This window comes from Muricomes intestini, from assembly GCF_004346165.1.
GTDB classification, from domain to species: domain Bacteria; phylum Bacillota; class Clostridia; order Lachnospirales; family Lachnospiraceae; genus Muricomes; species Muricomes intestini.
Genome location: NZ_SLZZ01000006.1, coordinates 125,382 through 140,614 on the forward strand (window position 1 = coordinate 125,382; position 15,233 = coordinate 140,614).

Genomic DNA, 15,233 nt, shown 5'->3' on the forward strand with positions numbered 1-15,233 from the left:
GTAATGGAAAGAATATACCTACGCGAAGCACGTGGAGATGTTGATAAAAAATATGTTGGATTTACTCCCAATGGGTCTGCAGTTAAGCCGGTCCATATTGCGGGAGGGTCTCTACGCTGTATCTACGGTAAATACAATCGCACGCGAAATATAAAGAAAATGGCACTTGTTTCTGATGCGAAGGGTAATGTGCCTTCTGGGAATGACGCTGATACGATTTATCAGGAGTTAGAGAATAAGGAATTAATTGAAGATAACGTTACAGAAAACTCAGTCGAATCTATGCGAAATGAAATGCAAAGACTGCTTTCTGTAGATAGAGGTGTTTATGTCGTTAAAGGATTGAAGGATGGGATGATTTCTTACTCTGCTGGTTCAAAATACTTTTTGACTAGTAAGGCGATGTATGAGGATGCTGGAGAATTTATGGGAAGCATCGTTAGAGCCTATTGTCCTGACCTTGCGGAGTATATAAGTGAACTTCTTGATAAAGGAACAGATGCAATTACTCTGTTATTTCAACCTGTTCTTGAGGCTGACATGGAGGAATTCACTGACCAGAATCAATATGAGGATATCCCTGCGTTTCAGAGCATGAATGACCAAATGAAAAGGTTTACCACCGGCATTGCTGAAGCCGGTTCATGCCTGTTGGACAATCTGCGGCATCATCCGAATCCCTTGACACAACTGAGGCTTTTTAACTTTTTTTGCATCTTTAACTTGATTAGATATATGGCCCTGCTAGAAGCCTTTTATTGTGGTGAGTCCGTTAGACCAATCCTTCTTGATTTTAGCGGTAAAAGTCAAAGCTTTAGCAGCGTTGCTCGTGCCTCAGAGATGTCTTATACGCAAATGTATAAATCCATCAACAGATTTTATGCGTGGGGCTATGCAAAATGGCTTGAAGACGACAAGGGATATACAAAGGACGATCTCTTAAACTCCGAAACTCCAGCATATGAGGAAGGTAAAAAGGTATCGAAAACGAGCAAGGAGGAATTAGATGCCTTGTGGACGCTTGCAAAGGAACGAGCGAGTACCCTTGATGGGGAGGAAATGTATACAGCGTTTGGCGAGACAATGTATGACATGCTTGCGCTGGAGGCCTCTTCACATCCGGTTAATTATTTGAGAGCACTCGGTAACTTATCAGGGATTCTTTACCCGCCTGACAAATTCCATCCGAATAAGCGCTTTGTTGTTTCGCAGGATATCTTAGAGATGCTCCTGAGGAGTTGCGTTAAATCAAGTGAAGTAATAAGTGGTCAGGATATCAGAAAACGTCTATGGGACCGCTTTGGCATTATTATAGGCGGCGGACAATTTGAAATGACGACTCTTCACCAGAGTGGCATGATCCTTCAGATCGACGAAGATGCTCTAGAAGATAATTTCTCTGCCTTTGCATCTGTTCTTGAGTCAATGGATTTTGCAGAAATCATGGCAGATGGCATTTTGCAGATCAGATTAGGAGGCACTGAAAATGATAGATAAGCAAGAACTTGTTATAGAACTTCTCGGTCAGCACCTGGCGGCATTAAAGGTTGGCATCATTATTAAAGGGGTAGATGGAATCTCTCCTGAATCAATAATTGCTGGCCTAGCATCAGATAGTCAGCACTTATATGGAGCAGCTATAGGATACGATGGGGTAAAGGAGCATGCAGAGAAGAACTACGATATTACAGATTCTATAGAAAAGGCAGTTCTATGGAGGAGTATTCCGGAGTGTGCGGGGCGCATAGTCGTTTTTATAAAAACAGATACTGACAAGCTTCATTCTCTGTCAGAATTTGAAAATATAAGTACAAGAGACATCTCTCGCTATTTACTTGAGAAGCAGGTAAACAGCAACAATAACACCCCTACAAATAATTTTTGGTCAGCTTTAGAAAAAACCTCTGACTACTACACATTCGAAGCTGTTGAAGATTTTGTTAATGCAGTCGCGAGAAGTAAAAGGCCTGAGGACGCAATACCTAAAAACATGTGGCGATTAAACTTGCTTGAGGATAATGACATCCTTGGCACGAAGAGTAAGCCAGAGGATCGCCTTGCTCAAAATCGAGATATGATTTTTGCTATTGGGCAGCTAAGTGAAGATTCAAGAAAAAAGCTTAGCCGTTCGCTCGTTCGCTCGAAGGCAAAGGACAAGGCTCGCTTGCAAGCAGCTTATCGTAGCTTACAGAATTTTTACAAGTATGGTAATCAGGATACATTAAAGGATCTTGACCTTACTACTGTTCAAGAGCTCTTTTCCGCCTCACAGAAGAAGGAGAAAGTGAAGAAGAAGGAGACACCTAATCCAACCGATGGTCCGGATTCTGACGAGCCAGATTCCAATACTCCTATTCGTCCTAAGGAACTTGATAGGTTGGTTTCTGATGCCATCGTTTTTGGCGATGATGAGGAACAAAGGGATATAAGCAATCTTCTAGAGGAGTTGGATAAGCATTACGATACTGAGACTGAGGAAAATGATGATTCAATTCCTCCTATCGGGGGTATTTTCGAAGATCGTAGTATCGCTCTTGATACGCATCAGACAGATTTAAGGAAACTCGTTGGTAAGTTCTGCGGCCTAAATTCATGGGGCGGCATCATGGAGACAGACGAAAGTGTCCTGAAGGATGCTATTTCCGCAGATATTAACGCTCTACATATATTCGACCCTGAGAGTAAAGATGCTGTCATTTCGTTTGTAGGAGGCATAGACGGAAATCAGCCTTTATTTGATTTTATTAAGCAGTTTGATGAGCAATTTGACAGCAAAGGTCTGGAGACTCTTGAGAGATTCACTCCAATAATTGACAATCTTAAGATTGCAAGAAAAAGCCTTCTTACACATCTTGACCTGATTATGTATCATCCAGTTCTTTTGTTTGGCGCATCTGAAAAGAGCAAGAATGATCTCATTGAATATATTCAGGCCTGGGAGCGGCTATATCACGCTTTCTGCAACAATGAACCTACCATGAGGCAGATAAGTCCGGGCGGAACAAGTTTTATTGCAAGAGCGATATTGCTATTAGACATACTATACGTAAAAACTCCAAAGGAATGGAAGGGTATTTTATTGCCGCTTCATCCTATTTATTTGTGGCGGTATTATGAGGTCTTCAGGACACTCCCCAATAAAAAAGCCACACTTGCGGAAGAGGATAAGGAAGCACTAGCAAAGGTCCTAACTCAATTGCCACAGGTTTTAAGTTTTATTGTTGCTAATAATCTCGTGACAAATACTTCTGAGGATCGTATTCTGCCCTGCTCTGGTAGTATTGAAATGCTACCAACGTTTGAAAACAAGACGAACCGCTACCTGGGAAATGATGGGACAGAATCGATAGAGGAAATTCTTACAAGATGGATTGGATTCGCTCCATATACAAGAAACGAAATCAGAATTTGCTCTGTTGATGCGCCGGACTTGATTGGAATAATCCGTCAGGTCAAGCATTTTATGGATAAAAATGAAGTAAAAAGAGTCGTTTATGATGTTTACCTTACGAGAAATCAAAATGGAAACACCGAGCTTTCAAAGCTTGATTATTCTGGCAAGGACTACGAAATAGGTGAATTTATAAGAAATGATCGAATTGCAATTAGCATACATAATTGCAAGGATTCTACCGAAGTTAAAGTGGCATTAGAGTTTAGGCCGGTACATGTGGCTTTTTACTTTGATCAATCCTCGTATTCCATCGAGTATGGCCCGAATAGTCACAACCTGTATATTAATCCGCTTGTTATCACCTATGAGTATGACTTTGATGAGATTCAGCATAAAGGAACAATCTTCCCTTCATCTGAGTCTGAATCTGGACTTATAGGAGACTATAACAAGCTATTAAGGTCAGCGGACATTATAAGTAACAATATGAATCCGAGGACAACATATAATGGAAATGCAGACATGACTGCTGTTGTTTCTACCATAAAGGATGCGCAGACCCAATGGCTCGTTGTAGCGGATAGAGATACAAATAACTATCAGCCTCAGTCCGCTATTCCTATTGGTGAGATGCAGTACGACAAGCGAATGGTTAATGCTTGGGCGGCAGACAATTCAAGAATAATTACGCAGTATTTGGATCTTCTTCGAGGCTATAACCTCTATCCTAAGAAGGACACACTTGTTGATATATTGCGTCAATTTGGACATATTGCTTCGAACGGGTTGATTAGCATACCGAGGTTCGGCGCTGATACGCAGGCAATAGACAATAAGAAGAAGGGTTTAATAGGAACACTTTTTGCAGCGTCCTGGTATATGAAAAAGTATGATGACGCCCTTGTTGCATCATTAGATGACGATAAGGCTCGCCTTTGGCTGCAAGATAGCAAATATGGAAATGAAAGAGCTGACCTTGTAGGTCTTCATTATGATGCGGTTGAAAACAAGCTTTATGTTGAGCCCATTGAGGTCAAGACTAGAGATGAATCTCCAGATGCGACAATAACTAGAGATGAGGCCGATTCCAAGCACTTTAACATCTCAGGTCATGCCGCAGAGCAGATAGCGTCTATGGTTGAGCTGTTGCGGGAAATTTTCTACTCGGATAAAAACTCAATGGATATGTTTACCTCTGCGCGGAGAGAGGTTTTGAAGTATCAAATTGTTTCTGAGTGCTTCAGAAATGTGCATGATTCTGATTGGCAAAAGAGATGGTATCTAATCTTGAAAAAGGCCTTCGGTAGTGGCGAAAGCGAAGGACTTAAGATTGAAGTTTCTGGAATTCTTCTTCATATAAAGTTGAACGAGGCCTCTGGAGGCGAACATATACCATGTAAGAATCCTGATTACGACGATTGCTCAATAGATTACTGGAAATTAACGGCAAAGGAAATACAACACGATATCCTTGGCGAGGAAACCAAAATAAAGGAATCAATTACTCCGGATTTTGACAATTCTGAGGAATCTGATAAGGAAACTGAATCTAGTGATGACGCCTTTATTGATACTGACATAGAGGTAGCGAAGGACGAAATGGTGCCTGACAATAATGCAGTAGGACTGTATTCTAGGGATTTTTCTGATCATGGTCAAAAAGTACCGATGGTTGCTGAGGGGAATCCAAGCAGTGCAAGCATTCTCAGAGATTCTGGTCCTACACCATATGAGACTAAAAAAAATGCTGAGAAGGAAAATAATGGTGTCAGCCGCTCCGAGATAGATCGGTTGGTTAAGGATTTTAGGCGCTCGTGTGGTGACTATCATGTTACGCTTAAGGAATGCAATGCAGAGGATACTGTTGTTGGCCCAAGCGTTATAAGGTTGAAATTCAAGCTTGGGCGAGGACAGGCCCTGCAGGGACTGCAAAGTCATCTCGAAGACATTGGCAGAGAAATGAAGAGGACAGGCGTAATTATTCAACAGGTGCCAAATTCTGATGAGCTCTTATTGGATGTGCCGAGGCTTAAACGAGAAAAGGTACTGTTTAGGGATGTGATTGGCTCATTACCAAAGGTCACTTCACCTGAGCAGTTGTATTTCCCGTTAGGAAGAACTCCTAATGGTACGGATCTTTTTGAGGATCTTGGAGAGATGCCACATATGCTTGTGGGAGGAAGTACTGGCTCTGGTAAATCAGTATTCCTTTTCTCAATGCTTGCCGCGATGCTGATGACTCATCCTCGAAAAGAAGACTTGCAATTAATTCTTTCTTCAGCAAAGCTGGAGGATTTCATCCATTTTGCTGGGCTTCCCCATTTATACTCTGGCAGTATTATTTCAGATGCTGAGGAGGCCACCCGCGTAATAAAAGAGGTGGTTTATGAAGAGTCTGAGCGCAGAGGGAAGCTATTAGCTGATGCAAGAGTTGCTAACATTATAGAATACAACAAAATTGCAACTGAGAAACTTGCTCCAATTGTTGTTGTAATAGATGAGTTCGCGGATTTGGCGGACCAATTAGAAACAAAGAAGGAGCAGAATGCTTTTTATAAGCCTGTACAGCGCATAGCGCAGGCTGGCAGGAGCAGAGGAATTCATCTCGTTATATGTACGCAGAGGCCAGAAGCTAAACTGGTTCCTTCAACGACAAAAGCTCAATTGAATGGCCGAGTTGCGTTGCGTGTAAATGATGCCATTTCTTCTAGAATGATTATTGAGGAGCCTGATGCCCAGTATCTACAGAAGCATGGAGACATGATATATAGAAATGGTGATGTTATAGAAAGAGCCCAGGGATATTTAATCGAAATCCCTGAGTTGGACGAAATAGTTCAAAACGTAATAGACGGGAAGTATTTGAAGAGGTGATTACTGATGTCTGAGCCGGAGGTTAAATATGGCATATTTAAGACAGAAATCAAAAACCGTTTTCTGTGCACTGTGAATGTCGACGGGATAGACACACTATGCTATATTCCCTCCTCCTGCAGATTAAGTAACTTTATTAATATGAAAGGCCGAATGGTTTTGCTGTTGCCTATAAAGAAAGAAAATGCACGGACGAAATATTCCGTGTATGCCATTCAGTACAGACGAGGCTTTGTACCCGTAAGCTTGTCGAGTGTTAATCAAGTTATAAAAAACGAGCTTAATAGAAGAATTTTCTCTTTCTTGGGTAGCAGAAAACAAGTTTTTGGTGAAAAAAGCATTGATGGTTATAAGAGCGATCTTTATATAGAAGATAGCGATACAGTCGTTGAAATTAAAAGCATTCTTTCTTTTGGCAAGGAAGCTTTGTTTCCAACCGTATCCTCAGAGCGGGCTAATCACCAGTTAGAGAATATCAGGGAACTTCTTCTGAATGGACATAAAGTATGCTATATGTTTATTTCTATGTATGGAGGTACAAAGCAGATAACCGTTAATGAGGAGCAAACAGAATACTTTTCTCTTTTTAGGAAATGTATAGAGGTAGGCATGACGGTTCGTGGTTTTTCCTTATATATGGATAATGGCGTGCCAAAGGTGAAGGCAACAGTCAAATGCATCTTTTAAAACCCGTTCATTTGAATTAAACCTTTCAACGATAGCCATACTTTTCAACAATTGCAGATTGGGGGTGTCGCTTTTGACTACAGCTACCGCAGCAGCATATGAATACAGAACCAGAAGTGCACTCCCGCACCATGCCCTGAAACGCAGAAAAGCCCAGAAACTGCGCGGTTTCTGGGCTAAAAGTACATACGGGCATTGTATCAAAGATTACGTCTTGTTAGATACGGCACGAGTGTCGGAATTAGATGTCATGCATAGGAATCTTTTAACGATGGATGCGCAGAACCGCTGAAAGAATGCTGGTCGGACATTCATGGCGATTGAAAAACCGGACATTGAAGGTATGTTAGAACTAATTTGGTAGGGAAAGTAACAACCCGAGAAGCAATAAGAAAAGCAACTTGATCGCTGACCGACCAAGTCGATGACAGATAGGGTTGAGATCGTAATGACGCGGCGCCGAACTGCAGGAGAGCAGGTTGAGACGATGGCCTCCCTCCTGCCCGCAGTATTATAGGTAGAAAAAGCCTTTGGATAAATTTCCGCAAACGCCGAGCACCTGTAAAAACGCCGCTTTTCGGCTTTGAGCAGTTCCCGCAAACGGACGGAAATGTGTCCAAAATCCAGACATCAAGGTGCTTTTCTCAAGCCATGTGGAGACGGTAGTATTGATGTCTAAGATGAAATGATAAGGTGTGAAAAAGGCTTGATTTCAGGTCTTTTTTGCTATCGAGATTATGGAAACATTCAATCAAAGGCCTTAACATAACGCTCTGCGGAAACAGTGCAACGAAGACTTGCCTGAAAAAGTGTGTATAGTTTAGACGCCGATTTAGATGTCGGGCATTAAAACAGTGGTTTAGATGTCAGAGAGAGTTTAGGTAGCGGATTGAATGTCGATGGAGAGAAAGGAGATAATTTGCGAATGGAAAGAAATTTACTCGTAGGTAACGGTATTAATATTCAGTTTGGCGGAAAAGATGTATATTCTGGCTGTGCAACAATGAATAGAGTAGTTGAAAATATAAAGGCCGGAAAATATACAGCACTAGCGGAAAATTCATTATCGACAGAAGAACAGCTTGAATTTTTAGAGGGACTGGTAAATGTTATTAATCAAATCAGAGGAAAAAAACTCAGAGGTAATGCTGAAGGTTTGTTTATGGTAATGGAATTAGATAGAATTTCAAGAACATATCCAGAAAGAAGTAATGTGCTGTCTGTCTTTTTAGAGGATTACTTTTTGGCTTTTGAGATATTTAATAATGGATTTAGAGCAGAAGATGGAGAGGAACAGAGTGAAAAATTCAGAAAAATAGGATTTGCTTTTCTTCGCCAAATGATAGTTGATGGCATATATAATAACGGTGAAATCAACAATGTGTATAAAAATTTTTATCCAGGGATGAATAAGTACCTCAATCGATTCAGTAATATCTTCACAACAAATTACGATTATAACTTGGAAAGTACGTTAGGCAGTTCAGAGCGAATATGTCATCTTCATGGGGAGTTTTCAAAATTAGCACCAGAGTACAGTAATACCAGTTTATACTACCAGGAGCATAAACAGGAGTGCAAAAAATTGATATCTAATATGATTCATGGGATGGAACAATGCTATAGTGATGCAGTTATGAGTTGGTCTTGGCTTGATAAGTATGGAGAATTGATTGAGTCTGAAACAAAGTATAAAGAATCTCTGTTTAAATCGATAGGTGGACAGTTGGAAGTAGTTGGACTTGCACCAGCAAATGATGAGCACCTGTTTTTACTTATTAGCACCAATCCTAAAATTAAATCAGTTGTATATTACTATCATAATGATGAAGAGAGAAACGAATTGCCACACCACATTAAAAAGCCTGTAACATATAAAAAAGCAGAAAAACTATGGGATTCGCTGAAATGATATTTTTTGAAAAAATACTTGACAGGGACAAAGTCCCTACTTGCTAAGATAGGTCTTGAAAGGAGGTCGAAGTATATGAGACCAAAAGAAATTCAAGAAAAACTCAATATCGATGGTGACAGAATTAAGCTGTTTAAGAGGGAGGGAATCTTCACACCGGAGAATCCACCATCTGGAAATCGAAGCACCAATTATACAGATGCAGATTGTGAGCATTTACGATTGCTTGTAGTGCTTACTAAATCTGGGCTTACATGCAGCGATATCAGAAAGTTGCAAGAAGGTGAATGCACTTTAGAAGAAGCAATAAAAATCAGAAAGAATAATATTGATGCTGAGATAAAGAGAAAGCAAAATGCATTGATTTTGCTTTCAGAACTTCTTGCTGATAAGGTGGAATTTGAAACATTCGAAACAGACCATTATTGGAATGTTATTGCGGCGAGAGAAGCAGAGGGCGAGGAATTCATCAATACAGAAGATATGTATGGCTATCGTGCGGTATCGTTAATTCGCAGTATCAAATGCCCTTATTGCGGTGAGGAACATGAAGTGGATTTAGAAGATTACATGTATGACGAGAGCAGTTATGAGAAAGAGAATGGAATGGGACCAGATGTAGTCTATAGCTTTAATTCCGAGGATGGTTATGAATGTCATGAATGTGGTAGAATTATACAAATCGAAGGTTGGATTCGAGAATACCCTGAAGGGGCATACGATTCGGAAGATATCAATGTAGTCGAAGGAGAGAAGGATTAGTGCAACTTACAACTGCATCGAATAATAAGGCATCTTCATTGATACGAATGTTCTTCGAAAATTCCAGAATCATGTCTTCCAGCAAAGCAGAATCTGGGCTTTGAATTTTTGAATATGTAAGATTTAGAGCATACGGATGCTCTGTAATATACGAATAAGCCGCTTCCCACATGGGATGGTAGCAAACATTGTAAATAAACTGTTCGATCTCGTTATTATACGTGCTCAACTTGTACAGCCTTCCTTCCCTGAAAACCGGTGTAATTGATAATTTCATATTATAGCAGAATTGTGTTGTGCATTCAATAGAATAAAAAGAAAATTCTTCTATTCATGAAGAATTACTCTTTATTCTGAAACGAGAAGATGATACACTATACTCATGCTGCGGTAATATCTGTTTTTGAAAATCGAGAGGTGACCACCATGGAAGTTAGTTATAAAAAATTATGGAAAATTTTGATCGACAAAGACATGAAAAAGAAAGACTTACAGGCAGCTGCTGGAATGAGCTGGGCTTCAGTTACAAAGCTTTCAAAGGGAGAGACTGTAAGCATGGAAGTGTTGATGAAGGTGTGCAAGGCACTTGACTGTAATATAGGAGATATTATGGATTTTATCCCCACAGATGGAGATAGCAAAGCTTGAGGGGTGAGAATATGTCAGGCAGAAGAAAAAATGTAATCAGTAAAGCCAGTCCCCATACGATAAAGAAATTTGAATTGATCGAAGAGTACATAAAATCGTGGGCGCAGAAACTTATGCTGACCGACTCGTGCAATGGTCTTATCTTTATTGATTGTATGTGCAATTGCGGTGTGTATACAAACGATGCCGGAGAAATAGTAAAGGGAACGGCACTGCGAGTTTCTGAAGCTCTGCTGAATGTTGCAAGGCTTTATCCAAATAAAACAGTACAAGTTTATTTAAACGACAAAGATAAAAATCGAGTGGATGAGTTGGAAAAACACTTGCCACAGAATGAACGGAATTTTCAGATTGTGACGTCACGACTTGATGCACATGAACTTTTAAGAACTATAGGGCCGCAGCTATATCAGGCCGGTCATTTACATTATTTTCTATTTTATGATCCTTACGATGCCGATATCGATTGGGAAGCGTTGCTACCATTTTTTCGCAACTGGGGCGAAGTTGTAATCAATCACATGGTTTCTGATCCGGTTAGAGCGATTACAAGTGCTAAGAAGAAAACCACTAAAGAAAAATATGAGAATACGTATCTTGAAGATTTTGAAAAATTGGTTCCGTTTGGAAGTGACAAGGTTGCATATGAGGCAAGAGTTGAGGAGATTATTAATTCCCTAAAGGGAACACGCAGGTACTTTGTGTCGGCATTTCCTTTCTATAACACGCAGAACTCACACATGTATAACCTGATACATTGCACAAGTAATAAAGAAGGGTTCAAGCTATACAAGAAAAGTGCCTGGAAGGTATTTGGCAATCAGTCGTCTACCAAGAATTCTCCGGAGAGTGAGCAACTTTCTTTTGATTCTTATGGCATCATTACAAATGAAACGGATGAATCTTGCTTCCATGTTTCTGATATTTCGAGATACCTTCAGCAAAACTTCAAAGGCCGTAAACAGGTGCAGCTTACCGAAATGTGGGAACTACTGGATGATCACCCGATTTTCCCGTCAGAAGGGTATCGGAATGAGATAAAGAAGGATCTTTCTGAAAGATTTGGCGCAAAAATAGAACAGATTGTAAGCGATGAAAATGGTAAGAAAGAAACAGTCATCTTCTTCTCCTTGTAAGGCAGAGGGCATATTAATGAGGATGGGAAAACAAATGGCAACATCACAAAAATTTGGAGGCCACTGGACAGAAGAAAAACTGAATATTTTCACAAGTTATCTGGATGCATACCTCATTGCGCTACAAAATCAGAAGTTTAAGAAAATTTATATAGATGCATTTGCCGGAACAGGCGAGATTGAAACAAGTGATGGCGAACAGCACCTTGTCGGATCTGCAAAGAGGGCATTGTCAGCTGATATGAAATTCGATCATTATTACTTCATTGAAGCTGATGATCAAAAAGCGGATGAACTTCGAAATATGGTAAACACTGAGTTTCCGCTTTTAATGCGAATGGTTACGATCTACTGTGGAGATGCCAATGATAAACTTGCTCAGATCATCAACGATGTGGATTGGCGATATAACAGAGGACTCCTGTTCTTAGACCCCTATGCGACGCAGGTGAATTGGACAACTCTTGTGGATGTGTCAAGGACGCAATCTATTGATGTTTGGTACCTGTTTCCATTTTCGGTGCTGGAAAGAATGCTGCCAAAAAACGGGAAATATGATAGATGGGAAGATTGCATAGATCGACTGCTTGGCGACTCCGGATGGCAGACAGAGTTTTACAGGAAAGATCCACAATTAACTTTATTTGATATATTTCCTGATGAGACGACTATAAATCAGGGAGAAAGATTAGTTAAAGATGCAAATCCTGAACACGTTAAGGATTACATTATCTCTCGTCTTGAGACGATATTTCCCTGTGTGTCCAAGCACCCTCGCATATTCAGAAATGTCAAAAGGTCGCCGATGTTCCTGTTCTGCTTTGCAATTTCAAACAAGAGCTCAGCAGCACAGAACCTTGCGCTAAAGATAGCAGATTATATACTGAAAAACAAGTAGGCGGAGGAAATTTTACTTGAAGACCATTATACGAAAATCCATGCTTTATCAAACCGGGGTGGAGTATGGCGATTACACAATGAATCATGTACAGGGATGTGCACACGGATGCAGATATCCATGCTATGCATTTCTTATGAAAAAACGGTTCGGGCAGATTAAAAATTATGAAAGCTGGATTGAACCAGCACTTGTTTCAAATACGCTTGATCTATTGGATAAAGAAATTCCACGGTTGAAAGACAAAATTCATTCTGTTCAACTTTGCTTTACGACCGATCCGTTTATGAATGGATATCCGGAAGTTTCTGAAATGAGTATAGCTGCTATTCGAAAATTAAACGATGCAGGTATAAAATGTACAACACTTACTAAGGGACTCTTGCCAATGGAACTGGCGGAGCTTTCAAAAGAAAATGAGCATGGAATTACATTGATTTCACTTGACGAGACATACCGTGAACAGATGGAGCCAGGAGCGACATCTTCTGTAAATCGGCTGGCTGCTCTCCGGGCACTCCATGACGCGGGGTGCAAGACCTGGGTAAGCATCGAACCTTATCCGACACCGAACATGATCGAGCAAGATCTGCATGAAATATTGGAAGCTATAGATTTTGTAGATCGAATTATTTTTGGAAGGACAAACTACAGTAAAGTCGCAAATTCTTATGAAGGACATAATCATTTTTATAATGAGTGCGCTGCAGAAGTAATTGCTTTTTGTAAAGAGCACGGCATTGATTATCATATCAAGTCAAAGACAATAACGGAAGAATGAGGTGGAACCATGGCACTATTACAAGACCTGATCCAGCAGATTGATGACCCCGCACTCCGGGAACGAATCCTGCAGGAAACGAATAAGTTACTCAAGCAGAAAAAATTCGGCCTTGTTTTTGAAGAGCATATTCCAGAGTGCACGCCTCTTTACGACATTCCCGTAAGGAAGGGTGCTCTTGTTGCAATTAAAGGCAAGAACATTCAGCAGAGTTATATGGTGGAGTCAATTACGGGCGGTACAGCTAAATGCTATGAAAAGGAAAGAAAAACGACGGTTGAGATCCCTGTTTCGTCTCTTGTATGTATTGCTCGATTTGGTGACCCGATTTATCCGTGTCTGAAGCCGATTGATAAGGTTGAAAATGCGCCTGATAGTGATCTCTGGCACACACTGATCGAGGCAGACAATTATCATGCGCTTCAGTTGTTGGAGTATCTCTATGCTGGAAAGGTTGATTGTATCTATATTGATCCGCCATATAATACCGGTGCTCGTGACTGGAAATATAATAACGATTATGTCGACAGCTCAGATGCCTACAGGCACAGCAAATGGCTGTCAATGATGGAGAAACGCCTGAAGCTGGCGAAGAAACTTCTGAATCCCGAAGATTCAGTGTTAATTGTTACTATCGATGAAAAAGAGTATCTACATCTTGGCTGCCTACTTGAGGAAATATTTCCAGAGGCACGTATGCAGATGGTGACGTCGAGGATAAATAAAAAAGCATCTACAAGAGTGGGACAGTTTGCAAGATGTGATGAATACTTGTTCTTTCTTCAGTTTGGCTCGATGAATATACAAAAATCTAAATATTCTATGCTCGATGTTACTGATAACAGCAATCACAATGCAAAAGAAGCGAAAACCGACACAATATGGAATAGCATGTTACGCCGAGGCTCTAATGGATCTTCTAGAAGAGAGTCGCCAAATTTGTTTTATCCAGTATGGGTTGATGAGAAGAGAAGAAAGATAGAAGTTGTTGGCGAACCACTTCCAATTGATGTAAACAGGCATGACATCGAAAAAAAACCTCCTATTCCAGGGCTAAAGGCGGTATGGCCAATTAGAACAGATAATAGTGAAGGAAGATGGCAACTTGGATATGATACTTTGCAAAGTTATTTGAAGCAAGGAATAGCAAAATTAGGTGCATATAACAAGAAGAGAGACCAATGGGCTATCGTTTTTCTGAAAAAGAAACAGAAAGAACAATTGCGTGATGGCATTCTTATTGCAACCGGTAAAGAAGCTGACGGCTCACTTATCCTAGAATGGAATGAAGATGAGGAACAGGACAGGGAGCCAAAGACAATGTGGGTTCGCGACTGGCATGACGCCAGCACTTATGGAACAAATCTCATAGATAAAGTAATTCCCAATAGAGACTTTCCTTTTCCAAAGTCGTTGTATGCAGTAGAAGATACTTTGCGATTTTATATTGCAGACAAGAAAGATGCTTTGATTGTGGACTTCTTTTCGGGATCAGGAACAACACTGCATGCGGTAAATTTGCTAAATGCAGAAGATAATGGACATCGTCGGTGCATAATGGTGACAAATAATGAAGTTTCCGACAGAGAAGCTAAATCACTGTACAAAAAAGGTCTTCATCAAGGAGACAGCGAATGGGAGAAGTTTGGAATAGCCCGTTATATTACTTGGCCCCGTACAGTCTGTACAATAGAGGGTCATGATTCGAATGGCAATCCGCTGAATGGAAATTACTTGGGCTCGGGTTTTCCAATGGCAAGTGGGTTCAAGACAAATTGTGAATACTTTAAATTAACCTTTCTCGATAAAACTTCTATCGCACTTGGTAGGCAGTTTCGAGAGCTGTTTCCAGTACTTTGGATGAAAGGTGGAGCCATTGGAAGGTGCCCTGTGCTTGAGTCGGATGAACTCCCCAACATGCTTATCCTTTCACAAAATAAGATGGCAGTCTTGATAGATGAGATTTATTATTCCGAATTTGACGCGGAAATGCAAAAGCATCCAGAGATCCGGACGGTCTTCATTGTAACGGATTCAGAGGTAGCATACCAGACGATGATTCGTACATATGATGGCAAAGACTGCTACCAGCTTTATAGAGATTATCTGGATAATTTCCGGATCAATTCAGGGAGGTAACC

Annotated in this window: 11 protein-coding genes; all 11 read left to right on the forward strand. The window is 40.5% G+C overall.

Translation table 11 applies throughout. The annotated features are described in order from the left end of the window. Nucleotides 1–3 precede the first annotated feature (3 nt). The 11 genes from EDD59_RS06165 to EDD59_RS06215 all read left to right on the forward strand — a co-directional run bounded on the left by EDD59_RS06165 (nt 4) and on the right by EDD59_RS06215 (nt 15,231). Nucleotides 4–1,497 (forward strand): hypothetical protein, encoded by a 1,494-nt coding sequence (locus EDD59_RS06165; RefSeq protein ID WP_132379988.1) that lies wholly within the window; start codon nt 4–6, stop codon nt 1,495–1,497. Next, nucleotides 1,487–6,268: an FtsK/SpoIIIE domain-containing protein gene (locus EDD59_RS06170; RefSeq protein WP_132379990.1), complete on the forward strand. Its 4,782-nt coding sequence runs from the start codon at nt 1,487–1,489 to the stop codon at nt 6,266–6,268. Before EDD59_RS06165 ends, EDD59_RS06170 begins: the two co-directional genes overlap by 11 nt. Nucleotides 6,269–6,274: 6 nt before the next feature. Further along, complete coding sequence (locus EDD59_RS06175) at nt 6,275–6,955, forward strand: DNA/RNA nuclease SfsA (protein ID WP_132379992.1); 681 nt, start codon at nt 6,275–6,277, stop codon at nt 6,953–6,955. Nucleotides 6,956–7,028: 73 nt separating this feature from the next. Then, nucleotides 7,029–7,247, forward strand: a complete 219-nt coding sequence (locus tag EDD59_RS06180) for a hypothetical protein (RefSeq protein ID WP_132379994.1) — start codon at nt 7,029–7,031, stop codon at nt 7,245–7,247. 633 nt (nt 7,248–7,880) lie between these two features. Then, nucleotides 7,881–8,867: a hypothetical protein gene (locus EDD59_RS06185; protein WP_132379996.1), complete on the forward strand. Its 987-nt coding sequence runs from the start codon at nt 7,881–7,883 to the stop codon at nt 8,865–8,867. Nucleotides 8,868–8,942: 75 nt separating this feature from the next. Next, complete coding sequence (locus EDD59_RS06190; RefSeq protein ID WP_132379998.1) at nt 8,943–9,629, forward strand: helix-turn-helix domain-containing protein; 687 nt, start codon at nt 8,943–8,945, stop codon at nt 9,627–9,629. 426 nt (nt 9,630–10,055) lie between these two features. Next, nucleotides 10,056–10,277 (forward strand): helix-turn-helix domain-containing protein, encoded by a 222-nt coding sequence (locus tag EDD59_RS06195; RefSeq protein ID WP_132380037.1) that lies wholly within the window; start codon nt 10,056–10,058, stop codon nt 10,275–10,277. A gap of 11 nt (nt 10,278–10,288) precedes the next feature. Then, complete coding sequence (gene tcmP / locus EDD59_RS06200; protein WP_132380000.1) at nt 10,289–11,413, forward strand: three-Cys-motif partner protein TcmP; 1,125 nt, start codon at nt 10,289–10,291, stop codon at nt 11,411–11,413. Further along, entirely contained in the window at nt 11,376–12,311 is a 936-nt protein-coding gene (tcmP, locus tag EDD59_RS06205) for a three-Cys-motif partner protein TcmP (protein ID WP_165920879.1), read from the forward strand. The genes tcmP (EDD59_RS06200) and tcmP (EDD59_RS06205) overlap by 38 nt, the downstream gene beginning before the upstream one ends. Before the next feature lie 16 nt (nt 12,312–12,327). Continuing rightward, nucleotides 12,328–13,092 (forward strand): radical SAM protein, encoded by a 765-nt coding sequence (locus EDD59_RS06210; RefSeq protein ID WP_243117355.1) that lies wholly within the window; start codon nt 12,328–12,330, stop codon nt 13,090–13,092. A gap of 9 nt (nt 13,093–13,101) precedes the next feature. Continuing rightward, nucleotides 13,102–15,231, forward strand: coding sequence for a site-specific DNA-methyltransferase (locus EDD59_RS06215; RefSeq protein WP_132380004.1), 2,130 nt, complete (start codon nt 13,102–13,104; stop codon nt 15,229–15,231). Nucleotides 15,232–15,233: the final 2 nt, after the last annotated feature.